Raw genomic sequence first — 24,476 nt, forward strand, 5'->3', positions numbered from 1 at the left:
TGTAGTGCTAAGCACTAGTTCCAAAGAACTTGGCACTCGCCATCAAACGCCCACGCTTATCGGCTGTATATTTTTAAAGACCCCGCAAAACAAATCAGACCAAAATCTTCTCTATTTTGCAAACCTCACTGCGATCAGCGAAGCCTTGAATTCTAGCACAGTTTTTGAAGAACTGTCAAAACTTTCGTTTTTCTTCGCTCCATCTTGGCAACTCCTGCAACTTGCAGCAACCACCTCCACCGAGCGAAGCCTTGTATTCTATACCGGTTTTTAACCCACTCAGAACACAAAACCAAACTTTCTTCGCAAACCTTCCGAGCCATCTGCAGCAGCACCGAAGCACCAGCACAACCCACCCACAGAACCTGACCGCTTTTGCAGTCAGGCCTCAGCAGCGAAGCCCTCGACTATAGCACGGTTCGGCTGGCTTGCAAGAAAAATCAAACACGCCACTTTTCCAGGAGCTTCTCAGGACTCAGGCTGTCGTAACCTTCGAAGGGCTGGTGGATCCAGGGATTGCTCGGAAGGAACTCGACGGAGTAGTCTGGCGAAAACGTCGACAGCCCCTTGGTCCAGATCACCGCGCTGCGGAGCTCAGTAATGGGCGCGTAGTTGGTTTTAAGCATGTTGATCACAGCGTGCAGGGTGTGCCCAGAGTCAGCCAAGTCATCCACCAACAGCACACGTCCTGCAATTTCACCCTTGGGCGTTGTGATGAAACGTGCAATATCCAGATGCCCCTGCACCGTGCCGGCCTCTGCGCGATAGGAACTCGTTGACATGATGGCCAGTGGCTTGTCAAAGATCCGGCTCAGAATGTCACCTGGTCGCAGCCCACCACGAGCAAGACACAGAATCGTGTCGAATTCCCAACCCGACTGATACACCTTCAGCGCCAGTTTTTCGATGAGGCTGTGGTACTCGTCATAGCTGACATAGAGATGTTTTCCGTCTTCGGTCAACATGGGTGACTCCTGGATAGTGGGCGTTTAATTGATAGCAGCAAGACAAGTCTGTCGATCACACGGCGACATAAGGGTGACGCATCATGATCGTATGGTCGCGATCAGGACTGGTTGAGATCATGTCGATCGGAACGCCTGTCACCTCTTCGATACGTTCCAGATAGCGGCGCGCGCTTGCGGGCAACTTGTCGTAGTCGGTCACTCCAACCGTGGAATCACTCCAGCCTGGCAACGTTTCATAGATGGGTGTGCATCGGGCGATGTCTTCGGCGCCCATGGGCAGCAGATCAATGCGCTCTCCATCGAGTTCATAACCCGTGCACAGCAACAACTCGGTCAGCCCGTCCAGCACATCCAGCTTCGTGATACACAGACCTGTGAGGCCATTGACCTGCGCACTGCGCTTCAGCAACGCGGCATCAAACCAGCCGCAACGGCGGCTGCGCCCTGTTGTCACGCCCTTCTCGGCACCGACCGTGCTCATATGATAACCAGGGGTGCCAGGAACTTCCCAATCCAACTCGGTAGGGAAAGGACCGCCGCCCACACGCGTGCAATAAGCCTTGGTGATGCCAAGGATGTAATGCAGCATGCCAGGCCCCACACCAGAACCTGCAGCTGCATTGCCAGCCACGCAGTTGCTGGAGGTGACGTAAGGGTATGTGCCATGGTCCACATCCAGCAGCGTGCCTTGGGCACCCTCGAATAGCAGATTGGCGCCAGCCTGGTTGGCCTCGTTCAATTCGCGCGACACATCAGCCATCATGGGCTTGAGCAGTTCCGCATGACGCATGGCCTCGGCATAAACCACATCAAACTGCACCTTGCCATCCTGGATGTAAGGCTTGAGCGCATCGCCAAACACGAACTTTGCGGACCCCAGGTACGTGGTCAGCACGTGGTTGTGCAGGTCCAGCAATTCACGCAACTTGGCTGCAAAACGCTCTGGGTACTTCAAGTCCTGTACGCGCAGTGCACGACGCGCGATCTTGTCTTCGTATGCCGGACCGATGCCACGACCGGTTGTACCGATCTTCTCTGTTCCGCCCTGCTCCCTGGCCGCCTCGCGCGCCACATCGATGGCAGCGTGAAAGGGCAGGATCAGCGGGCACGCCTCACTGATCCGCAAGCGCGAACGCACCTCGACACCGGCTTTCTCCAGGCCCTCAATTTCTTCGAACAACTTTGCTGCGGACAGCACCACGCCGTTGCCGATGTAACACTTGACCCCTGGACGCATGATGCCGCTGGGGATCAAATGCAGAGCCGTCTTGACGCCATTGATCACCAATGTGTGGCCAGCGTTGTGCCCCCCCTGGAAGCGCACTACGCCTTGAGCGCTTTCCGTCAGCCAATCGACCAACTTGCCTTTGCCTTCGTCGCCCCACTGGGTACCGACCACCACTACGTTGCGACCTTTGGTTGCTTTCATCTCAAACCCAATTCAAATGACAATTGCTCAAACAGCCTGCACGACCCAACGGCCAGCAACCTGAACCAGTTCACGATCGCAGTGGAACTCATCCACCTCGCTCTCGTGCCCAGGCAAAACACACACGACCGTTTCACCGGCAGTCCGAAGCTCCGCAATAGCCGCATTCACATCTGCAGCCTCACCCCAAGGGGCACGAATCGCAGCCTTCAAGGCACGGGGCGGCACGACACCAACGACTTGCTTGATATCCAGACTGAATCCAGCCGCAGGGCGATTCCGACCAAAGACTGCACCGACCTCATCGTATCGACCGCCGCGCACCAATGCATCGCTGGCGCCTGGGGCGTAGATAGCAAAGCGCGCACCGCTGTAATAGGCGTACCCACGCAAATCAGCCAAATCAAAAGTGACAGACGCCCCTTCAAGGCGGGAGGCCAGCCACTTCAAATTTGATAGCACTTCAGGCATACCATCAATGCGCTTGAGTGCTTTTTCTGCCTCAACCAAGACGGCAGAGTCACCGTACAAATGAACCAGGGCGAGAAGGCCCTGTCGAGATTCGCCCGGAAAGCCACGAGTCAGAACCGACAACTCACCCGCATCTTTGGCAGCCAAGGCCGAGTGAATTCCGCTGAGCAATTGCGGGCTGACGCTCACACCAGCGAGCAGATTGCGGACGATACGTACATCCGCAAGGTCCACCGTGGTATTGCGTACATTGGCAACTCGCAGACACTCCCTGGCCAACTGAAGCGCTTCGAGGTCCGCCTCTACCCCTGCATGCCCATAGATCTCGGCACCAAACTGCAGAGGCTCCCGGGTGGCATGGGGGCGGTCGGGACGCGTATGCAACACGGGACCGCAATAGCAGAGACGCGTCACTCCTTTGCGATTAAGCAAATGTGCGTCAATACGAGCCACCTGGGGCGTCGTATCGGCCCGTAAACCCATGGAGCGACCGGACAGCTGGTCGACCAGCTTGAAGGTCTGCAGATCCAGTGCCTCCCCAGTACCGGTGAGAAGAGACTCCAGATGCTCCAGCAGCGGGGGCATGACCAGCTCGTAACCATAACAACGGGCTGTATCGAGCAGCCCGCGACGCAATTCTTCGATGTGCCGAGCTTCAGACGGCAAGACATCGGCAATGTGATCCGGAAGGACCCAAGCAGACATGGAGAAAAGGGGAGGCTGTTAAAACCGCGATTCTACCGGGACGCGACGAGACTCCCCAAAGAATCTCCTGCCCGCACAGTGTGACAGCCGTTAGAAACAAAGCATCAGGACGCCCGCACCCAAGGCCAACAACGCAAAAAAGCGTATTTGACCATCTTGCAATTGCGCGATCTGGAGCACCGTGCGTTTCCAGATCTGGGGGGACAGAAAAGGCAAAAAGCCCTCAATCACCAGCACCAAGGCAAAGGCCGTCCAAAGACTATCCCACATCATTCGCCTTTCACGGCCATTGCGCTTTTTTACTTGCGAGGTGCCGCAGGCGCCGATGCGGGAACCGATCCACGAAAAACTTTGAAGAAATCTGAAGACGACGGGTCCAGCACCATCACGTCACTTTTCTTGTTGAAGCTGCCCTTGTAGGCTTCCAAGCTGCGATAGAACTGCGCGAATTGGGGATCCTTCCCAAAGGCTTCTGCATAGATGCGAGCGGCTTCGGCATCGCCCTCACCCTTCAGTTTCTGAGCATCCCGATACGCGTTGGCAATCGTGATCTCTCGCTGGCGATCCGCGTCGGCCCGTATCTTTTCGCCCTCGGCCGCCCCTGTGGAACGCAGCTCATTGGCAACACGCTTACGTTCTGCCTCCATCCGCCGGTATACCGACTCGGTGATAGCTTCCACATAGTCCACACGGGTGATGCGAACGTCCACCACATCCACCCCCCAGGGTTTAGAGCCACGAACAGTCTCCAGAACCTCGCGCTTGACATCGGCCATCAAAGCTTCGCGCTTGAGTGAGAGCAATTCCTTCACGGTACGCTTGTTGATTTCTTCCTGAAAAGCATTGCGCACGACACGATTCAGTTGCATGGCACCTGCCGTCTCATCCAGTCCCACGTTGCGGATGTACTCGGTGGGCTCGGAAATACGCCAACGCACATACCAGTCGATCACCACGCGCTGCTTTTCGGCCGTCAGCATGGGCTCCGTGTCCGTACTGTCCAAGGTCAAAAGACGCTTGTCGATGTAGGTGACGTTTTGGAACGGTGGAGGCAGCTTGAAGTTGAGGCCTGGCTCCGTGATCACTTCCTTGATCTGGCCCAGCGCATACAACACGCCAAACTGACGCTGATCCACCACGAAAAGCATGGAGCTCATGAGAGCAAGCACCACCAGAAGAGTAGATGCAATAAAACCGACTCTGTTCACGAACTGCTCCTAGCGGGATTCACGTTCCCGGGTACGGCTGGTATCGCGCGCCCGAGAATCATTCGAAAAGGTGGGTGCAGGTGTCGCCGGGGACGACACCGCCGGAGACGGACTGGTCGCGGCAGGCGCATCCAGCGCCCCCGAGCCGCTCGCAACCCCTTGCATGATCTTGTCCAGGGGCAAGTACAGCAAATTGGAACCTTGACGCGACTCGACCAGCACCTTGGTCACGTTGCCATAAATCTGCTGTATCGTTTCCAGATACATGCGATCACGGGTTACTTGAGGTGCTTTCTGGTACTCCGCCAGAATCGACGCAAACCGCTGTGCGTCACCCTGCGCCTGCGCAACAATCCTTGCCTTGTACGCCGCCGCCTCTTCATTCAGACGTGAGGCAGAGCCCACAGCACGCGGGATCACGTCGTTCGCATAAGCCTGGGCTTCGTTCTTGGCGCGCTCGCGCTCCTGCCCTGCTTTGAGTACATCATCAAACGATGACTGCACCTGCTCAGGCGGCCGCACCCCGCCCTGCTGCAAATTGATGCCGACCACCTCGACACCGACCTTGTACCGGTCCAGGATCGTCTGCATGAGGGTGCGAACGCGCGGCGCTATCTGATCACGCTCCTCCGCCAGCGCCGTGTCCATGCGCATCTTGCCTACAACCTCACGAACAGCCGTTTCAGCGGCCTGGACCACGGCGTCCGAAGGGTTCTTGCTTTCAAACAACCAAGCCCGAGCATCGCTCAAACGATACTGAACGGCAAACTTGATCTCGACGATGTTCTCGTCTTCAGTCAGCATCGCGGACTCTCTCAAGCCGGTGCTTTTGATGACCGTGTCACGTCCCACATCGGCAGAGCGGATCTGCGTCACAAAAACAAGTTCATGGCGCTCAATCGGATAAGGCAGGCGCCAATTGAAACCAGCGCCCACGGTGCTCTTGTACTTTCCGAACTGGGTAATGACGGCTTGCTGACCTTCCTGCACGATAAAGAAGCCGGTGCCCATCCAGATCACAAAGGCGATACCGGCAATCAGACCGACACCGACACCTGCGCTTTTCATATCTGGCTGAAAGCCGCCACCCGCACCTCCACCGGGACCGCGACCCGAGCCGTTTTTCCCGCCAAACAGGCTACCAAGCTTGCGATTAAGATCACGCCAGAGCTCATCAAGATCCGGTGGCTGCTGGCCGTTGCCCGGCCGTTGCTCGCCGCCCCTTGGGCCGCCCGGTGGCGCTGCAGGCCGATCCTCAGGACGCACACCGCTGTCATCGGACTTGTCATCACCGCGACCCCAACGTGGATCGTTCAGATTGAACATGCCCCGAATACGGTCTGGCAATGAAGCCCAACGTAGGGTGCGATTATGAAAATTCATGCGCAAAATCTCTGGTTCTCTGATGGCATCATCCGGTGGTGCATTGTGCCCAATCAGGACAAAGCATCCGGCAATTCAAGGGTGTCTACTGGGGTCATATCCAGAACCTCCTGCGCAGCCATCAACCTGGCCGCCAAGGCACGGCGCAACTCATCCAGCCCCTCGCCAGATCGAGCACTGACAAACAGTCGGGGCAACAACTGCCCCCCCACTTCGTATTGGTCCACCAACACAGGCGGACGTCGCTCTTCAGGCAAAGCATCAAGCTTGTTGAAGACCAGTATCTGAGGGATGTCCGAGGCACCAATTTCCTGCAACACCCGCTCCACCTGCGCCATCTGCTCCGGAAAATCCGGGTTGGAAGCATCCACCACGTGAAGCAGCAAATCTGCGTCGACCGCCTCCTGCAGCGTCGCCTGGAACGCATCGACCAGCCCGTGGGGAAGATCCCGAATGAAGCCCACCGTGTCGGACAACGAAACGGATCGCGCCGCATCTGCGAGGTACAACTGCCGCGTCGTGGTGTCCAGCGTCGCGAAAAGTTGATCCGCTGCGTACGCCCTGGCCTTCACCAAAGCATTGAAAAGAGTTGATTTGCCCGCGTTGGTGTATCCAACGAGTGAAATATTGAAGGTATCGCGTCTTTCGCGTTGGCGCCGCTGTGTAGACCGCTGGCGTTTGACCTTGACCAAGCGCTCTCTGGTGCGCTTGATCGCATCGCCAATCATGCGCCGATCCAGTTCGATCTGCTTCTCACCAGCGCCACCACGGGCACCGATACCGCCGGTTTGGCGCTCCAAGTGAGACCAGCGACGCACCAGGCGCGTACTCACATACTGCAGCTTGGCAAGCTCCACCTGAAGCTTGCCCTCATGGCTGCGCGCCCGCTGTGCAAAGATTTCCAGAATGAGCAACGTGCGGTCATTCACTGGCAGCTCAATATGGCGCTCCAGGTTCCGCTGCTGCGCAGGGCTCAGAGACTGGTCAAAAAGCACCTCGACCGCTCCATGCATGTGTGCCAAAGTGCGAATTTCATCCGCTTTGCCACTGCCAATGAACAGCGCTGCATCTGGTGCTTTGCGCTTGCACGTAATGCGCGCGACTGGCTGCATACCAGCGGTTTGGGCGAGCAGCCCCAGTTCTTCCAACTCAGCATCGAAATGGGGGAGGCCGAAGTCCACCCCCACCAGCAACACCGGAGTCATGGTGGACGAGGATACGGAAGCCGAACTCAAAGCCCACCACCCTCTTTTCGCTTTGCCTCGCTCAACAAGCGAGTTCCGCCGCTAAACAACAACTTAAGAGTTGCTGCTGTCAGCATCAGGGGTTTCTGAAGTAGAAAAATTGACGGCTCGACCTGGGACGATCGTAGAAATCGCGTGCTTGTAGACCATCTGTGTCACTGTATTGCGCAGCAACACCACATACTGATCGAAAGACTCGATTTGCCCCTGCAGCTTGATCCCGTTGACCAAATAGATGGACACTGGAACATGCTCCCGACGCAATGCGTTGAGGAAGGGGTCTTGCAAAAGCTGGCCTTTATTGCTCACGATATTCTCCGTGTTCAAGTGTTGTTGTAAACCATCACCTTACCACAGCCAGACGCCTACCCCAGCTTCAACATGCATGGCCCCTCGACTAAGGAGCCTTTGCAATCAGGCCTCGTCTTTGTCCACAAATGGGTTGTGGGAGGTTTTCATCTCAATGCGCAGAGGAGTCCCCACAAGATCGAACTCCTTGCGGAAGCGCCCTTCCAGGAATCGCTTGTAGGCATCCGTCACATGCTCCAAGGAGTTGCCATGGATCACGATCACAGGCGGGTTCATGCCCCCCTGGTGCGCATATCGCATTTTGGGCCGGAACATCCCAGCCCGCTTGGGGCTCTGGAACTGAACGGCCTCCAGCAGCAGGCGGGTGAGCACCGGCGTGGACATTTTGCAGGTGGCAGCCCGGTGGGCCTGGGCAATCGACGTCCAAAGAGGGCCCAGCCCCTGACGCTTCTTCGCCGAAATGAAGTGCAGCGAGGCAAACTTCAGAAACGCGAGTCGCGTCTCAATGGAACGCTCCAGGAGCTGCCGCTGGTAGTCATCCACGGCATCCCATTTATTCACCGCGAGAACCACGGCACGACCGCTCTCCAAGATGTAACCCGCGATATGGGCATCCTGGTCTGTCACACCCTGGGTGGCGTCGAGCAGCAGCAGCACCACGTGGGCAGACTCGATGGCCTGGAGCGTTTTCACCACCGAGAATTTCTCGATGGCCTCAAACACCTTACCCTTGCGGCGCAATCCTGCGGTGTCTACCAGTTCAAAGCGCTGACCGTTGCGCTCAAAAGGTACAGTAATGGCATCGCGAGTCGTACCGGGCATGTCAAATGCCACCAGTCGCTCTTCACCAAGCCATGTGTTGATGAGGGTGGACTTGCCCACATTGGGACGTCCCGCCACGGCGAGCTTGATCACGCTCTTGTCCAACGTCGCATCCGAATCGTCTGGCTCGGGCAGATTGAGCGGCTCCAGTGCAATGTCCACCAAACTGCGTATGCCTTGCCCATGGGCCGCGGACACCGGATAAACCTCGCCCAGCCCCAACTCATAAAACTCCGCCAGTTGGACGCCCTGGAGCATGCCCTCCGCTTTGTTCGCGACAAGCACGCAGGGCTTGCCCAAGCGACGCAAGTAATTGGCAATGTCGTGGTCTTGCGCCGAGACACCCGCACGGGCATCCACCACAAAAATCACCACGTCCGCCTCGGCGACCGCCTGCTGGGTTTGCTTGGCCATCTCGCGGTAGATGCCGCTGGAGGCATCGGGCTCAAAGCCCCCTGTATCGATGACGATGTACTCGTGTTTTCCTTGCTTGCCGTTCCCGTAGTGTCGGTCACGCGTAAGTCCCGCAAAGTCGGCGACGATGGCGTCTCGCGACTTGGTCAGGCGATTGAAAAGCGTGGACTTACCGACATTCGGACGCCCCACGAGGGCGATTACTGGCTTCATTGAATAAGACCGATCAATCTGGACGGAATCCGTATATGCCGCCGTTGCGGGTAACCACCACCAGCGTATCTGCCGCCACCACCGGGGCAGCCGCAATGGCTGAACCATCTGTTGCCAGTCGGTTCAGGGGGGAGCCATCGATGCGAGACAGCAGATGCACCAAGCCGACATCGTCACCGACGACAACCGAGCGCCCCAAAAGCAGCGGTGTCGTGAGTTTGCGGTACTTGAGTCGGTCGATACTCCACAGGCGCGAGCCATCCGCACGGCGCCAAGCGACAAGCGTCCCATTGCTTTCCGAACCAAAAATGGCGTCCGCATCGCCATGAATGCCTTCGGACCCGCTGGCGGGCTGCGTCCAGAGCGTCGTCCCCCGGGCCGTGTTGACACATCCGACAGCGGCCTGGAAAGACCGAGCGCACACGGTTTCACCCACACGGCTGGTGCGCCCCACCAATTCCACCAAGCGCTCCACATCGTTCGTGCCACGCGGGCTGGCGATGGGCGCTTCCCACCTCACACTGCCGTTGTCAGGATTCAATCCGACCAAGCGGCCCGACAAGCCCACCACCAGGGTGTCGCCTACCGCAAGCAATACGCCAGCTTGACGCAGTATCAACGGTTCTCCTGGGCGCTGCTGCGCCCACAGACGACGGCCCGTGGCAAGATCGAAGGCAGACACTGATCGATCTGCCGACAGCACAAACACACGACCGCCTGCGACCAAGGGGGGAGTGAAGACCTGTGCGGCAAGCGTCTCACGCCAACGCTCACGGCCACCATCCATCACGATGAGTGCGTTGTTGCGCGATACCACCGCCGCAAATTTGCCGTCACTGCCCACAGCTGCCGATAAGGGCTCGGCCAGCGCAACACGCCAGATGTCTCCCCCCGTGCGCGCATCCAAGGCTGCCACAGCACCATCCGCGGACGCCACCGTCACGACATTTCCAGCAACATGGGGCTCAAGAGGCAAGCCCGCCACGCTACCGACGCGCGCCGTCCACGCCTGCCTCACCCCCAGGACAGCCACATTGGCGCCAAGGTCCGCAGGCACCGGCTTTGCCTTGTCGGCACTCCACAAAGAGCAACCAGCCAACGTGGTGGCCACCAATGCCGCCAACAGCCCCCGAACGAAAAACAGGTGCCCAGACCTTGTGTTGATAGGCGATGTCATGGTTATTTGGACTCTGCAGGGGTTGCGGTTGCCGCAGTGGCCACAGTCACACCTTGCAGCGTGACCCCCAGCGCGTTGAGCTTGATTTCCACGAGGCGGCGGTATTCCACACTGTCTTCGAACCCCTTATATGCCTTGGTGTATTCGGCAATCGCTTCAGGGCGCTTTTCCTGGAGTGCCAGCACATCACCTTTGCGATCTGCCACAACGGATGAGAACTCGGGCGGAAAACTGCCAGACAGTTGCTTAAGAGCTTCGTCGTAATTCTTCTGATCCATCAGCACACCTGCCAGCCGCAGTTTGGCCAAAGCCTTGAGGCCTTCGTCAGAAGATTGCTCTGCGACCCAAGCGAGCGCTTCTTTGGCACCATCGGCGTTACCAGCCCCTTGCATGGCCTTGGCAAGCGTCAGACCCGCTTGTCCGGCCTGCACGGTCCCTGCATATTTGGTCTTCAAATCAGCAAAAGCCTGCTCCATGCGGGCATTGTCTGCAGACCGTGCTGCCACATCCACCGCATCAAACAAAGCGGCGGCCTGCGTGGCCTGACGGGTTTGCCAATACTGATAACCGTTCCATGCAGCCGCTCCGCCCGCAACGACGATGACCACAGAGCTGATCAAAGTGCCCCAGGTATTCCAAAAATGTTTGAGCTGGTCTAACTGCTCTTGTTCTTCAAGGTCGAGATGATTTGCCATGGAATGTGATTGGTTTAGCAGGTGGATTGTAGGGTGGCCGCCCATTGGGCAACTGATTCCAGCGGGCGCTCTGTCTGCTCGCCTGCGCCATCTCGCAAGGCTTTGACGGTCACCATGCCACGAGACAGCTCATCATCACCAAACACCAGGGCGTACGCGGCGCCACTGGCATCAGCCTTCTTGAACTGCGACTTCATACTGCCCATGCCATCCAATGAAGGCGCCGCATGCATTTGGACGCGAATACCGTGTCGACGCAATTGCTCGGCGGTGGTCACCGCCCGGGGCAACACGGCCGTCGAGGGAACAATGGCATAAACATCAGGAGCCAAAGAGGGGGGGGCACTTTGCTGCTCCTTGAGCAGTTCCAGAACGCGCTCCACCCCCAGCGCCCAACCCACTGCGGGCGCTGCCTTGCCGCCGATCTGTTCGATCAAATAGTCGTAGCGACCTCCACCGCAGATCGTGCCCTGCGAGCCCAACTGATCAGTCACAAACTCAAACACGGTGAGGTTGTAATAGTCCATGCCGCGCACCAGACGGGGGTTCACCTTCCAGGCCACGCCATTGGCGTCGAGAATGGCCTTGACCGCATTGAAGTGGGCCAAAGACTCTTCGCCCAGGAAGTCAATCAACCGGGGAGCGGCCTCCACCACTGACTGCATTGCTGGATTCTTGGTATCCAGGATGCGCAGCGGATTGCTGTGCAGCCGTCGGCGTGCTTCTTCGTCTAAAAGATCGATGTGCTTTTCCAGATACGCAATCAAGGCTGCTCGGTGTGCCTTGCGCTCGTCCGGCTGCCCCAAGCTGTTGAGTTCGAGGCGCACATTCTGCAGGCCCAGATCGCGCCACAGTGCACAGGCCAGCAGAATCAGTTCTGCGTCCACCTCGGCGCCGGGAAAACCCAGTGCCTCGGCGCCGATCTGGTGAAACTGGCGGTAGCGTCCTCGTTGGGGGCGCTCATGACGAAACATGGGGCCCATGTAATAAAGCCGCTTGCCACCGTCGTACAGCATGGAGTGCTCCGCGACGGCGCGCACCACACCGGCCGTCGCTTCGGGGCGAAGGGTGAGTTGCTCTCCGTTGAGGCGATCCTCAAACGAGTACATCTCCTTCTCCACAATATCGGTGACCTCGCCCAGTCCCCGCACGAACAGCGGCGTGGGCTCGACAATCGGAGTCCGAATATTGCGGTAGGCATAGCGCGCCATCAGGTCGCGCACCTTGGCCTCCAACCATTCCCAGCGGGCGGATTCTGGCGGCAGGATGTCGTTCATGCCCTTCACCGCCACCAGCTTCTCCGGCTTGGACGAGGGGGTGCTTTTTTCGTTGCTCACAGCGCTTCTTTTCTATATCTTGCAGAAACTGACCAAAACTGCTCTGGCCCTGTCCCTGAATACATTCCAGGACAGGCCATGGCAGCGCCATCGTTCAAGCAGCAGCGACTCCAGCGCCAAAGCGCTTTTCGATGTACTGCTCCACGATGCGATGAAATTCATTGGCAATGTCGTCGCCACGCAGGGTCATTGCCTTTTCCCCGTCGATAAAGACCGGTGCGGCTGGCGCCTCTCCCGTGCCTGGAAGGCTGATACCGATGTCCGCGTGCTTGCTTTCACCCGGGCCGTTGACGATGCAACCCATGACCGCCACCCGCAACGTCTCCACGCCCGGATAACGCACACGCCACACAGGCATTTGTGCCCGCAGGAAATCGTCAATCTGCTTGGCCAGGTCCTGAAAAGTGGTGCTGGTGGTACGGCCACATCCAGGACAAGCCGTGACGCTGGGCACAAAAACCCGCATCCCCAAGGCCTGCAAGATTTCGGATGCCACAACCACTTCCTGGGTACGCGCCTCACCGGGTTGGGGTGTCAACGACACACGAATCGTGTCGCCAATACCCTCTTGCAGCAGCACGGACAAAGCGGCCGCCGAAGCGACCGTTCCCTTGGTACCCATACCCGCTTCCGTCAGGCCCAGGTGCAAGGCGTAGTCGCAACGGCGCGCCAACTCGCGGTACACCGAAATCAGATCCTGCACTCCGCTGACTTTGCAAGACAAGATGATCTGGTTGCCGTCCATCCCCATGGCCTCCGCACGACGCGCAGATTCAATGGCCGATGTGATGAGGGCCTCGTACATGACCTGACGAGCCTCCCAGGGGGTACTGCGGCGGCTGTTCGTATCCATCAGCTCGGCCAACAGTTCCTGGTCGAGACTGCCCCAGTTGACACCAATGCGCACCGCCTTGTTCCATCGCATGGCTGCTTCGATCATCTGGCCAAACTGCTTGTCGCGCTTGTCACCCTTGCCCACATTGCCAGGGTTGATCCGATACTTGGACAAGGCTTGGGCACAGTCGGGAAACTCGGTGAGCAGGCGGTGGCCGTTGTAGTGGAAATCACCAACCAACGGAACACTTTCACCCATACGATCCAGTTGTTCGCGGATGTAGGGCACCGCCGCAGCCGCCTCGGGGGTATTGACCGTGATGCGGACAAACTCCGAACCCGCCTGGGCGAGTTCCTTGACCTGAATGGCCGTTCCGATGGCATCGACGGTATCGGTGTTGGTCATGGACTGCACGCGCACGGGGGCGTCCCCGCCCACCGTCACCACACGTGAACCCCAGACAACCTTGGCCTGACGCGAGCGCCGCGGCAAGGGCGAAGCAATTGCTATCGGCCCAAAATCAAGCGGGGAGTTTTGCACTACTTCACCTCAAAACGCGCTACGTTTTCACGGGCAACAGCCGTCAGATCAAACGGCTTTCCACGCACAGTCACCTCGGTGGCGTCCGCGCGTCCCACGATCACCGCCAAAGGTGTGGGCGCTGACACCGACACCGTCTCTCCAGCTGCCAGGTTGCGTTGCAGCGCCAGGGCTCCATTGGCATCGCGGACCTGCACCCACGACGCACTACGCGCACGCAATACCAGCGGGCCGGAGGCGGCATCTACCGCGCCATCAGCAGCAGATGCGTTACTCGTCGTGGCGCCACTGGCCGCTGCAGCAGGCGCAGGAGATACTGCAACGGAAGGGGTAGCGGGCACGGGCGATGAAGCTGCCACCGCAGCCGCGGGCGCCGCAGAAGCAGATGAATCAGCGGGGCGCTCTGTCGCCGATGGCGCAGCCAATACAGGAGGCGCAGGCTCGGAAGTGTTTGCGGGCAAAGCATCCGGCACCGCGACCGGCGCAGGATCGGCCGTATCACTAGGGGCGGAATGCCGCGGGACATAAAACAGGACGACCGCCCCCACCAGAAGTGCCAGGACCACCAAAACCATGGAGCGCGAGCCAGAACCCGAGCCCGCAAACGATGCGGAAGAAGATGCGGACGACTTGCCAGCACTTCCCTTCACAGGCGCATTGATGCCGGCGCTGTCCACAGACAACCGGGGGCTCTGACTCTGGGGCAACAACGACAGAATCGGCGCCGCGTCTATCTTGAGGGTGCGACACACACTCGACGCCAGGGCTCGCACAAAGACGGTATCAGGCAACACCGCGTAGTTGTCTGCCTCCAGCGCCTCCAATTTACTCACGGGCACCTTCAGCGCCACAGCCAAGGCCGCGATGTGCATGCCGGCCGCCTGCCGGGCTTCCTTGAGCAAACCGCCCGCCGTCATTCCACTCTCCACCACCTCACTCATTGAAAGCCCCGCGTTCGTATGCACTCAACTCCCGGGAATCTGGGAAACGCTTGCGCAACTGAGTCGCCAGTTGCCTCATTGCCACGACGTCGCCCAAAGCCCGCTCCACCTTGATGCCCAACCACAAGGATTCGGAGTTCGCAAAATCACTGTTATTGAGCCGTCGGATGTAAAACTGCGCACGAGAAAGCTCATTGCGACGCAACAAAAGCGCAGCCAGGTGGTAACCGACCACCGGATTCGCCGCATCAAATTCATAAGCCTTCAGAAGAGACTGTTCCGCTTCAGGGAACTGTCCTGCCCCCGACTGGCAAAGGCCACGCGCCATCCAGGTTTTGCCACGCGCTGCGTAAGCGGGGTTGGCTATGGCACGCGAAAAATATGCGTCAGCCTCTGCATACTTTTGCTGTTGGCACATCAGCCAGCCATAGTTGTGCAGTATGTTGGCGTCGTTTGCGCGCAGGGACAAAGCGCGGCGAAAACTGTCTTCCGCCTGCGGATAGTCATTCAAACGCATGTAAATCAGACCACGCAGGTTGAAAGCATCAGCATAAGAAGGGTCTGCGGACAGAGACTGCTTGACCTCATCCAAAGCCACCGCTGTCTGCCCCAGTTCGAAATAGTTGGAAGCCAACTCCAGCCGAATGCGCGCGCGGCGCCGCGACTCTGGCTCATCGGACGGTGTTACCAGACCGGCGTCAGCGTCGCTGACTGCGGGCGAAGTGTTGGTTGCACACCCCTGAAGCGCCCAAATGCAAACCACCGCACTGCATGCCGTGAGTGTCCAGCGGCCAATCTGCCGCCAGCGTCCAACCATTCCCGCCATGTAGAGCCTCCTTGAAGTTTGCCAACTAGCCTGATCAAGTCACCGGTTTGAGCACGATTGTGCGCTGCTTTGCCATGCGCTCTGCGGCGCGGGTGCGATCTTTGACGTCGCCCGCCAATTGACCGCATGCCGCGTCGATGTCATCCCCTCGCGTCTTGCGCACGGTGGTGATGATGCCCGCGTCGCTCAGCATCTTTGCAAAGGCTTGCACCTGATTGTGCGGAGACCGCAACAGCCCTGATGCGGGAAACGGATTAAAAGGAATCAGATTGAACTTGCAGCGAATACCAGTGCGCTTGACCAACTCGATCAATTGGCGCGCGTGCTCCACTTGATCGTTGACGCCATCGAGCATGCAGTATTCGAGGGTGATGAAATCGCGGGGCGCATGCTGCAAGTAGCGGTTACAAGCATCCAGCAACTCGCTGATCGGATACTTGCGATTGAGCGGCACCAGGTTGTCGCGCAATGGGTCGTTGGGCGCATGCAGTGAAACAGCCAGCGCCACAGGGCAATCTTGCGAAAGACGGTCCATCATGGGCACCACGCCCGACGTGGACACCGTCACGCGGCGGCGTGACAAGCCATAGCCGTGGTCATCCAGCATGACCTTGAGCGCAGGGACCAGTGCCGAATAGTTCTGTAGCGGCTCTCCCATCCCCATCATGACCACGTTGGAGATCACACGCTCCTCGGTCTGCAGGCGCTTGCGCAGGGAATGCTCGGCAAACCACAGCTGGGCGACAATCTCACCCGTCGTCAGATTGCGACTGAAACCTTGATGACCCGTCGAGCAGAAACGGCAACCGACGGCGCAGCCAGCCTGGGATGACACACAGAGCGTCCCGCGATCATCCTCGGGGATGAACACGGCTTCCACCGCATTGCCATCACCGACATCAAACAGCCACTTGACCGTGCCATCGGAAGACACGTGCTCAGAGATAACAGGAAGCGCCTCGACCCGAGCACAGCCTTTGAGCTTGTCGCGCAAGGCCTTGGCCAAGTCACTCATGGCTTCAAAATCACTGGCCCCGCGCTGGTGTATCCAGCGGAACAGCTGGGTGGCGCGAAAGCGCTTTTCCCCCAGCCGTTCACAAAACGCGGCCAAGCCGTCCAGATCGAATTCCAGCAGATTCGTACTCATGGTGCCGAACCCACCGTAGACCAGGCACAGCTACCCCCATGGCACGGAATTCCCACCGAAGCGGGTGCGGACATGGGGAGTGTCAACATCTCAGCGCGAGTAGATGTTCAGGCCGGGAAAGAAAAATGCCACTTCGGCTTGTGCGGTTTCAGCGGCGTCGGAGCCGTGCACTGCGTTGGCATCGATGCTGTCCGCGAAGTCGGCGCGGATGGTGCCGGCTTCAGCCTTCTTGGGGTCCGTTGCGCCCATGAGCTCACGGTTCTTCAGGATGGCATTCTCGCCTTCCAGGGCCTGGATCATCACAGGGCCGGAGATCATGAAGTCCACCAGGTCCTTGAAGAAAGGACGCTCCTTGTGCACTGCGTAGAACTGTTCGGCTTCCAGGCGCGACAGGTGGGCCATGCGGGCCGCCACGATCTTGAGGCCAGCGGCTTCAAAACGGGCGTAGATCTGGCCGATGACGTTCTTGGCGACTGCGTCAGGCTTGATGATGGAGAGAGTGCGTTCGATTGCCATGTTGATTTCCTTTGTTGCTGTGATTCGTTTGTCCACCGGACAAAGCCCTCGATTCTAACCGGGGAGTGTGACGGGAGTGGCGCTCAGCGCCCTCCTCCGCCACGCCGAGGGCCACCGCCACCCGGGCGGCGTTTGTCCTGGCGGTGCCGTGAAAGGCTGTCCATACCGATGTAACCCACCGAGGTCTTCATCGGATCAGGCTGGGCTGCGCCTCCCCGTTGGCGATCTCCGCCTGCCGCATTGTTGCCACGGGCCGGACCTGGACCACCATCCCGGCGCGGCTTTTGACCACGGGGGCCGCCAGGGGCCGCCGATTGGGGAATGTCGCGGCGCGAACCATCACCCCGTGGGCCGCCACGCCCCCGGTTGCGCGACCTGCCATTGCGCGCACCACCAGCCGCACCTTCCGGACGCCCCTCCACCGACTCGGGGCGGCCAGCGCCCGCGGCCTGCACCAAGGCGCGGATATCACTCTCGTCGAGTTCCAGCCAGGCTCCGCGCTTGAGACCGCGCGGAAGCACCATGGCTCCATAGCGAATGCGGATCAGGCGGCTGACCGCATGACCCACCGATTCCAGCATGCGACGCACTTCACGGTTGCGGCCTTCGGAGATGGTGACCCGATACCAGCAGTTCGACCCTTCGCCACCGCCGTCTTCGATGGAGCCGAAAGATGCCATGCCGTCGTCCAAGCGCACACCGTCCAGCAGCTTTTGCTTCTCCTCATTGCTCAAAGCACCCAGCACCCGAACGGCGTACTCACGCTCCAGCCCGAAGCGGGGGTGCATCAGCTTGTTGGCCAACTCCCCCGAGCTGGTAAACAGCAGGAGACCTTCGGTGTTCAGATCCAGACGCCCAACCGACTGCCACTTGCCCTGCATGAGCCGGGGCAGTTTGCGAAATACGGTGGGTCGGTTTTGAGGATCGTCATGGGTCACGACTTCACCCACCGGCTTGTGGTAAGCGATCACACGCGCTGGGGGTGGGTCGATGCGATAGCGGATCGGCTTGCCGTTGACCTTGACCTGATCACCAAACTGGATGCGCTGGCCAATGTGAGCGGGCTCGTTATTGACCGAAATCCGCCCCTCCAGAATCAGCTGTTCCATTTCAAGGCGCGAACCCAGACCCGCCTGGGCCAACACCTTGTGCAATTTGGGGGTTTCAACCTGCGGCAGCAGCACCCGCTTTGGCGGTACTGCATCTGCAGACGCGTCCTCTTCGTCAAAACGACCGGACACCACGTCTTCGAACTGGTAGCCCTCCACGACGGGCGCGGCCTTGCGCTTGTTACGCCCCGCACCTTCAGAGCGAGGAGGCCGCTCGCGGCGCTCTCCCCGAGGACCACGCTCCCGTTGCTCCGAACTGCCGTCACCCACGACCGCTGTCGCATCCGCAGCGGGCGACTCCGAAGCGACTGCCGGTGCCTCAACCGCTGCAGCCTCAGGCGCGGGGGCTTCGACCACAGGGTCTGGTGCACCCACCTGCGCAGCAGTCGCGGCCTCAGGCGCCGCCACCTCAGCAGGGGCAGCCACCGCCTTTTTGCGGGGAGCCCGCTTGGCGGCCGGCTTCTTGGCAACAGGCTCCGCGTCGGCGGTATTCAACCCGGGCAGATCTGCCGGCTTTTCGGAAGTCGAGTCGTTCATCAAGTATTTCCCTGGATACCACCCGGGGCATCCACATCGTCGTCATGGAGATCCGTCTCCACATCCTGAAAAAAATCATCCACGGGCCGGACGGCGCCCGCATCCGGCACCACCTCGGCAACCTCCACAGACGGCTGCACACCAGCATCTTGAGGCAAAGCCGCCAGCAGATCGGGTTCGACATCCATGGCTTCCTGGGTCACAGCGGCCATGGCTTCCAGCACATTGGCGTTGCCTGTCGGGTCGTCGAGCACCGGCAGTTGGTCCAGGGACTGCAAGCCCATATCGTCCAGAAACTGACGGGTGGTGGCAAACAGCGCCGGACGCCCCACCGTTTCGCGGTGGCCGATGACCTCCACCCAACCCCGATCTTCCAGCTGCTTGATGATCAGGCTGTTGACCGTCACACCGCGAATGTCTTCAATATCCCCGCGCGTGACCGGTTGCCGGTAGGCAATGATGGCCAAGGTTTCCATGGTGGCACGGGTGTAGCGTGGAGGCTTTTCGGGGTGCAGCCGGTCCAGATACTCTCGCATTTCGGGGCGACTCTGAAATCGCCACCCCGTCGCTACCTGTACCAGCTCCACGCCGCGTTGCGCCCAATCAAGCTGCAATTCCTGCAGCAGCACCTTGAGGGTGTCGGACCCCAGCGCATCATTGAACAGCACCCGCAGCTCGCGCACAGGCACGGGTTGCTGCGCGCAGATCAGCGCAGTTTCGAGGACCCTCTTGGCATCCACCGTGTTCATGGTTCAGCGATTCCTGGAAAAGTGCCACGCGTTGCAACGGGTGTCACATCAACAGCAGGGGCAGTCATTGGTGCATCGCGCAATGGCGCCGGTGCGTTGGTAGAGCCCGGCGGGATTCCGGCTGCGGGCTGGGGCCGTCACGGCCATTCACGGCGCATTGTAGCCGAGACCCCATTCTGACAGCGCCTGGCGCATATCGTCTGGGACGGAGGCACGGAACTCCAGAGGTTCCCCTGTCACAGGATGCGCAAAAGCCAAACGGTAGGCGTGCAGGGCCTGGCGTTGCAAGGCTCCGACGGGCGCACCGCCATACAAGGCATCGCCCACCAAGGGATGACGCAAAGACGCCATGTGCACACGGATCTGGTGTGTGCGCCCGGTGTGCAAGGTGCATTGCACCCAGCACCCTCGCTCACCGCCTTCAAGGCACAGGAAATCCGTCCGAGCGGTTTTGCCCGGGTGCACCGCCAAGTCCACCACCGCCATGCGCAGACGATTGCGAGGGTCTCGCCCGATGGGTGCGTCTACCGAGCGGGTTGGGGCTCCCGTCCAGGCTCCATGTGCCATGGCCACGTACTGGCGTTTGACGTTGCGCTCGGCAATCAACGCCACCAGGGCGTCCATGCACGGGCGGTCCCGGGCCACCACCATGAGGCCGCTGGTGTCCTTGTCCAGACGGTGCACGATGCCCGCACGGGGGACCCGCAAGGCTTTGTCGTCCCGGGCCAGCAGTCCATTGAGCAGCGTGCCACTCCAGTTGCCAGGCGCGGGGTGCACAACCAAACCTGCGGGCTTGTTCACCACCAGCAGGTGCTCGTCTTCGTACACCACATCAATCGCCATGGGCTCGGGCCGGAAGGCCTGGCTCTGGAGCGTGGGCCGCATTTCCAGCACCACCTGGTCGCCGGCCTTGACCCGCGCGGCCGCTTTGAGAGCGGGCCTGCCATTCAGGCTGACCAGCCCCTGGGCCAGCAATTGCTGCAGATAGCTGCGGGAGAACTCAGGAACCAGTTCCACCAGCGCGCGATCCAGCCGCTCTGCGTGCTGGCCAGGCCCCATCTGCAAGGAGCGCAGCTCACTATCCGCGTCAGCCAGGGCTTCCGACTCATCGGCCAACAGGAGGGAGTCGCCCTCCTGCCCAGTCGTCTCAGGAGCATCCGGACCACCGCCCGGCGAGTGATCCGCCATCGGACTCAACGGGAGGGCAGATAGCGCGTGGGATCGACCGGCTTGCCCTGCCGGCGGATTTCAAAGTGCAGCTTGACGCGGTCGGCGTCGGTGTTACCCATTTCAGCGATCTTCTGACCCTTGCGCACCGCCTGATCTTCCTTGACCAGCAGTGTTTGGTTGTGTGCGTAGGCGGTCAGGAAGGTGTTGTTGTGCTTCAGGATGATCAGGTTGCCGTAGCCGCGCAGGCCTGCACCTGCATACACCACACGGCCATCCGCCGCCGCCAGCACCGGGTCGCCCGCCTTGCCGGCAATGTCAAAGCCCTTGTTGCGCGCTTCGTCAAAGCCGGCAATCAGCGAACCCGACGCAGGCCAGATGAATGCCAGCTCGTCCTCACCCGCAGGCGCTGCTGCAGGTGCTGGTGTAGCGGGTGCTACCGCCACCACTGTGCCCGATGCAGCGGGGGCTGCGGGCTTGACGCCGCTGGCGGCCGATGCAGGCGCCGCAGCGGGCGTGCTGGCAGGCGCGACGGAAGAAGACGTGACCGGGCGTGTCACCACGCCATTTTCGGAAGCCGCCACAGCCGCAGGGGCTGCAGAAGGTGGCAGTACACGCAGCACCTGACCGACTTCGATCAGGTTGGCATTCTCCAGATTGTTCCAGCGGGCGATGTCTTTCCAGCTTTGCCCGGACTCCAGGCCAATGCGAATCAGGGTATCCCCAGGCTTGACCGTGTAGTAACCAGGCTTGCCAGCGTTTTCTGCGCCTGGCAGTGGCTTGATGGGGGTGGCCACCACCACGCCGGGCTGGGCTGCGGGGGCGGGAGCGGAAGTCGACGAAGAGGTGCCCCGATCTTCCACAGGAGCCTTGTTCATGCGGGTGCCACAGCCGGAGAGCACCAGACCCGCCATTGCCACGGTAAAACCCACCACAAGACCACGCGATACGAACATAAGCAATTCCCTTTACGCAATCCCCGATTTTAGGGGGACAAAATGCACGGGCTCGAGCACGTTTTGTTTCAATCCGTGCGGGGTTTTGTCGATCACCAGCAACATCTGCTGCCCACCCGACAGCGCCATGGGCGCTACCAGACGGCCCCCCACGGCCAGCTGGTCGCACCACGCCAGGGGCACGGCATCGCCGCCGGCCGCCGCGATAATGGCCGCGTACGGAGCACCTTTGGCATAGCCAAGCATGCCGTCACCAAACAGCAGATGCACATTGGCCAGGCGGAACGGCCGCAGGTTGTCGCGCGCCTTGTCGTGCAGGCCGCGCAGGCGCTCCAGTGTGTACACCTCGCGGGCCAGCAGGCTCAGCACGGCCGCCTGGTAGCCGCAGCCCGTGCCAATCTCCAGCACACGGCCCAGCCCGCCATGGCGTGCACTCTCGGCACCCAGCAGCAGCTCGCACATGCGCGCCACCACGCTGGGCTTGGAGATGGTCTGGCCCAAGCCTATCGGCAGGCTGGTGTCTTCATAGGCCTGGTTGACCAGTGCACTGTCCACAAACCGGTGACGCTCCACCGCGCCCATGGCCTGCAGCACGGGGGGCAATGTGATGCCGCCCGCCGCCAGTTTTTGCACCATGCGGGCACGCACAGCCGACGAGTCCAGCCCCACCCCGGCGGGCGCCGGGGCGACGGCCGGCTTGCGCAGAGCAACAGACGGAGGCGCCGTCACCGGCTTGCCCGCAGCGGCGTTGCCCGGCACCGGCAGCTTGGCCGGGAACCCTGGGCGGCGCTGCATCACGCCCCAGGGGCGGCAGCCGCCCCTGTCGCCAACCGGGCAGCGGCCTGCGCCCAGTAGCCGAGGTTGTCGTGATCGGTCAGGTCCACCTTGAGGGGCGTGATGGACACATGGCCCTGCGCCGTAGCGTGAAAGTCCGTGCCTTCGGCATCGTCCTTGGCCGCACCGGCACCGCCGATCCAGTACATGGCTTCGCCCCGGGGGCTTTCCTGCACGATGACCCGTTCTGCCGCATGGCGGCGCCCCAGGCGGCACAGCTTGGCGGGGCGCAAGGCCTCCAGCGGCATGTTGGGGATGTTCACGTTGAGCAACCAGGGGGTTTCGTTGACCAGCTGCTGCGCACGCATCTGCGCCACCAGCTCACGCGCCTTGGCCGCAGCGGCCTCCAGCTCGGCCCAGCCCTTGTCCACCTGGGAGAACGCAATGGCCGGAATGCCGAAGAGATATCCCTCCATGGCCGCCCCCACCGTGCCGGAATAGATGGTGTCGTCGCCCATGTTGGCACCGTTATTGATGCCCGACACCACCAGATCGGGCCGGTAGCCCAGCAGGCCGGTCAGCGCAATGTGCACGCAATCTGCCGGGGTGCCATTCACGTAGCGAAAGCCGTTGGCTGCCTTGTGCACGTACAGCGGGGAATGCAGCGTCAGCGCGTTGGATTTGGCACTGTTGTTGTGCTCTGGCGCAACGACCTCCACCTCGACCCCGTCGAGGGTCTTGAGCGCATCATGCAGCGCCACGATGCCGGGGGCCTGGAAGCCGTCGTCATTGGATATCAGGATCTTCATGGTCTGGGTAGCGGTTGCAACGGATTGTAGGTGGCCGGACTGCTGCATCGCCGACGGACGCACGTTGACCACATTGCGCCGACGGCACCCCTGGCGCCCGTCGCTCGTGGGACATCCAGCACACCGGCGCCCCACCTATCATGCGGGCCATCATTGACAAGACCGACCGACAGGAGACTTCCCCATGCATGCCTGGCTTTGCACCAACCCCACCGGCGTCGAAGCGCTCACCTGGACGGAGCTGCCCACCCCCACCCCCAAGGCGGGCGAGGTGCTCATCGAGATCAAGGCCGCCAGCCTGAACTTCCCCGACCTGCTCATCGTGCAGAACAAGTACCAGATGAAGCCGCCGCTGCCCTTTGTGCCCGGCTCGGAATACGCGGGCGTGGTGGCCGCTGTGGGCGAAGGCGTCACGCACCTCAAGGTCGGCCAGAACGTGGCCTGCCTGTCGGGCACCGGTGGATTCGGCACCCACACCGTCGCCCCGGCCGCCCTCTGCATGCCCCTGCCAGATGGCTTTTCGCATGTCGATGCGGCCGCATTCATCATGATCTACGCCACGTCGCACCACGCACTGGTGGACCGCGCCCAGCTCAAGGCGGGTGAGACCGTGCTGGTGCTTGGCGCCGCCGGCGGCGTGGGCACGGCGGCCATCCAGATCGCCAAGGCCATGGGCGCACGCGTGATCGCTGCGGCCTCCAGCGACGAAAAATGCGCGCTGTGCACCTCCATCGGGGCCGACGCGACCATCAACTACAGCAAGGACAACCTGCGCGAGGCCATCAAGACCCTGACGGACGGCAAGGGCCCCGATGTGATCTATGACCCGGTGGGCGGCGACTTTGCCGAGCCCGCCTTCCGCTCCATCGCATGGCGCGGCCGCTACCTGGTGGTGGGGTTTGCGTCCGGCCCCATTCCGGCCCTGCCGTTCAACCTGGCGCTGCTCAAGGGGGCCTCCATCGTGGGCGTGTTCTGGGGCGAGTTTTCCAAGCGCGAACCCAAGGCCAACGCCGCCATGATGGGCGAGCTGGCCCAGTGGTACGCCCAGGGCAAGATCAAGCCCGTGATCGACCGCACCATGCCCATGGCCGAACTGCCCGCCGCCTACGCCCACATGGGCTCACGCGGCGTGATGGGCAAGCTGGTCATGGTGAACTGACGGCTGGCCGCGCCGCCTCGGAACGTACGGCAGGCC

At 60.6% G+C, this 24,476-nt stretch carries 25 protein-coding genes; 2 read left to right on the forward strand and 23 right to left on the reverse strand.

The annotated features are described in order from the left end of the window. The coding region (locus DNK89_RS24535) for a hypothetical protein (RefSeq protein WP_203422203.1) at nt 1-274 on the forward strand (274 nt) is incomplete at its 5' end. A gap of 166 nt (nt 275-440) precedes the next feature. Here the strand turns inward: DNK89_RS24535 and DNK89_RS04990 are convergent. The 23 genes from DNK89_RS04990 to surE all read right to left on the reverse strand — a co-directional run bounded on the left by DNK89_RS04990 (nt 441) and on the right by surE (nt 23,281). Continuing rightward, the gene (locus tag DNK89_RS04990) at nt 441-965 is read right to left on the reverse strand and encodes a phosphoribosyltransferase (RefSeq protein WP_110959207.1); all 525 of its coding nucleotides are present in this window, start codon (nt 963-965) and stop codon (nt 441-443) included. 55 nt (nt 966-1,020) lie between these two features. After that, nucleotides 1,021-2,397 carry an adenylosuccinate synthase gene (locus tag DNK89_RS04995; protein ID WP_110959208.1) on the reverse strand — a complete coding sequence of 459 codons (1,377 nt, stop codon included), beginning with the start codon at nt 2,395-2,397 and terminating at the stop codon, nt 1,021-1,023. 27 nt (nt 2,398-2,424) lie between these two features. After that, a complete protein-coding gene (locus DNK89_RS05000) occupies nt 2,425-3,573 on the reverse strand; it encodes an ATP phosphoribosyltransferase regulatory subunit (protein ID WP_110959209.1) in 1,149 nt (382 codons plus the stop codon). Nucleotides 3,574-3,663: 90 nt separating this feature from the next. After that, a complete protein-coding gene (locus tag DNK89_RS05005; protein WP_110959210.1) occupies nt 3,664-3,846 on the reverse strand; it encodes a DUF2065 family protein in 183 nt (60 codons plus the stop codon). A gap of 26 nt (nt 3,847-3,872) precedes the next feature. Beyond that, complete coding sequence (gene hflC / locus DNK89_RS05010; protein ID WP_060986464.1) at nt 3,873-4,781, reverse strand: protease modulator HflC; 909 nt, start codon at nt 4,779-4,781, stop codon at nt 3,873-3,875. Between the two features lie 9 nt (nt 4,782-4,790). After that, complete coding sequence (hflK, locus tag DNK89_RS05015) at nt 4,791-6,164, reverse strand: FtsH protease activity modulator HflK (RefSeq protein ID WP_110959211.1); 1,374 nt, start codon at nt 6,162-6,164, stop codon at nt 4,791-4,793. Between the two features lie 53 nt (nt 6,165-6,217). Further along, nucleotides 6,218-7,369, reverse strand: a complete 1,152-nt coding sequence (gene hflX / locus DNK89_RS05020) for a GTPase HflX (protein ID WP_110959212.1) — start codon at nt 7,367-7,369, stop codon at nt 6,218-6,220. Between the two features lie 93 nt (nt 7,370-7,462). After that, nucleotides 7,463-7,717 carry an RNA chaperone Hfq gene (gene hfq / locus DNK89_RS05025; protein WP_015013419.1) on the reverse strand — a complete coding sequence of 85 codons (255 nt, stop codon included), beginning with the start codon at nt 7,715-7,717 and terminating at the stop codon, nt 7,463-7,465. A 105-nt stretch (nt 7,718-7,822) separates the two neighbouring features. Then, entirely contained in the window at nt 7,823-9,166 is a 1,344-nt protein-coding gene (gene der / locus DNK89_RS05030; RefSeq protein ID WP_110959213.1) for a ribosome biogenesis GTPase Der, read from the reverse strand. A 13-nt stretch (nt 9,167-9,179) separates the two neighbouring features. Beyond that, nucleotides 9,180-10,343, reverse strand: a complete 1,164-nt coding sequence (bamB, locus tag DNK89_RS05035; RefSeq protein ID WP_110959214.1) for an outer membrane protein assembly factor BamB — start codon at nt 10,341-10,343, stop codon at nt 9,180-9,182. A gap of 2 nt (nt 10,344-10,345) precedes the next feature. Then, nucleotides 10,346-11,038: a tetratricopeptide repeat protein gene (locus DNK89_RS05040; RefSeq protein ID WP_110959215.1), complete on the reverse strand. Its 693-nt coding sequence runs from the start codon at nt 11,036-11,038 to the stop codon at nt 10,346-10,348. Between the two features lie 14 nt (nt 11,039-11,052). Then, nucleotides 11,053-12,315, reverse strand: coding sequence for a histidine--tRNA ligase (hisS, locus tag DNK89_RS05045; protein WP_238990729.1), 1,263 nt, complete (start codon nt 12,313-12,315; stop codon nt 11,053-11,055). A 154-nt stretch (nt 12,316-12,469) separates the two neighbouring features. Beyond that, the gene (gene ispG / locus DNK89_RS05050; protein ID WP_060986458.1) at nt 12,470-13,750 is read right to left on the reverse strand and encodes a flavodoxin-dependent (E)-4-hydroxy-3-methylbut-2-enyl-diphosphate synthase; all 1,281 of its coding nucleotides are present in this window, start codon (nt 13,748-13,750) and stop codon (nt 12,470-12,472) included. Continuing rightward, nucleotides 13,750-14,652 carry a RodZ domain-containing protein gene (locus DNK89_RS05055; RefSeq protein ID WP_238990703.1) on the reverse strand — a complete coding sequence of 301 codons (903 nt, stop codon included), beginning with the start codon at nt 14,650-14,652 and terminating at the stop codon, nt 13,750-13,752. The genes ispG and DNK89_RS05055 overlap by 1 nt, the downstream gene beginning before the upstream one ends. 31 nt (nt 14,653-14,683) lie before the next feature. Beyond that, nucleotides 14,684-15,517 carry a type IV pilus biogenesis/stability protein PilW gene (pilW, locus tag DNK89_RS05060; RefSeq protein ID WP_110959218.1) on the reverse strand — a complete coding sequence of 278 codons (834 nt, stop codon included), beginning with the start codon at nt 15,515-15,517 and terminating at the stop codon, nt 14,684-14,686. Between the two features lie 34 nt (nt 15,518-15,551). After that, nucleotides 15,552-16,664, reverse strand: a complete 1,113-nt coding sequence (gene rlmN, locus DNK89_RS05065) for a 23S rRNA (adenine(2503)-C(2))-methyltransferase RlmN (protein WP_110959219.1) — start codon at nt 16,662-16,664, stop codon at nt 15,552-15,554. A gap of 90 nt (nt 16,665-16,754) precedes the next feature. Next, nucleotides 16,755-17,180: a nucleoside-diphosphate kinase gene (ndk, locus tag DNK89_RS05070; RefSeq protein ID WP_015013410.1), complete on the reverse strand. Its 426-nt coding sequence runs from the start codon at nt 17,178-17,180 to the stop codon at nt 16,755-16,757. An 83-nt stretch (nt 17,181-17,263) separates the two neighbouring features. After that, entirely contained in the window at nt 17,264-18,826 is a 1,563-nt protein-coding gene (locus DNK89_RS05075; protein ID WP_110959220.1) for a pseudouridine synthase, read from the reverse strand. After that, a complete protein-coding gene (scpB, locus tag DNK89_RS05080; protein WP_110959221.1) occupies nt 18,826-19,575 on the reverse strand; it encodes an SMC-Scp complex subunit ScpB in 750 nt (249 codons plus the stop codon). Before scpB ends, DNK89_RS05075 begins: the two co-directional genes overlap by 1 nt. A 147-nt stretch (nt 19,576-19,722) precedes the next feature. Beyond that, nucleotides 19,723-20,763 (reverse strand): RluA family pseudouridine synthase, encoded by a 1,041-nt coding sequence (locus tag DNK89_RS05085; protein WP_110959222.1) that lies wholly within the window; start codon nt 20,761-20,763, stop codon nt 19,723-19,725. A 5-nt stretch (nt 20,764-20,768) separates the two neighbouring features. After that, nucleotides 20,769-21,698 carry a peptidoglycan DD-metalloendopeptidase family protein gene (locus DNK89_RS05090; RefSeq protein WP_110959223.1) on the reverse strand — a complete coding sequence of 310 codons (930 nt, stop codon included), beginning with the start codon at nt 21,696-21,698 and terminating at the stop codon, nt 20,769-20,771. 12 nt (nt 21,699-21,710) lie between these two features. Next, on the reverse strand, nt 21,711-22,493 hold the full coding sequence (locus tag DNK89_RS05095) for a protein-L-isoaspartate(D-aspartate) O-methyltransferase (RefSeq protein ID WP_110959224.1): 783 nt from the start codon (nt 22,491-22,493) through the stop codon (nt 21,711-21,713). Further along, nucleotides 22,493-23,281 (reverse strand): 5'/3'-nucleotidase SurE, encoded by a 789-nt coding sequence (gene surE, locus DNK89_RS05100; protein ID WP_110959225.1) that lies wholly within the window; start codon nt 23,279-23,281, stop codon nt 22,493-22,495. Before surE ends, DNK89_RS05095 begins: the two co-directional genes overlap by 1 nt. Nucleotides 23,282-23,465: 184 nt before the next feature. Here surE and DNK89_RS05105 point away from each other — a divergent pair, with 184 nt between their 5' ends. Then, the gene (locus DNK89_RS05105; RefSeq protein WP_015013403.1) at nt 23,466-24,440 is read left to right on the forward strand and encodes an NADPH:quinone oxidoreductase family protein; all 975 of its coding nucleotides are present in this window, start codon (nt 23,466-23,468) and stop codon (nt 24,438-24,440) included. Nucleotides 24,441-24,476: the final 36 nt, after the last annotated feature.

This window comes from Acidovorax sp. ST3, from assembly GCF_003231145.1.
Classification (GTDB): Bacteria; Pseudomonadota; Gammaproteobacteria; order Burkholderiales; family Burkholderiaceae_C; genus Acidovorax.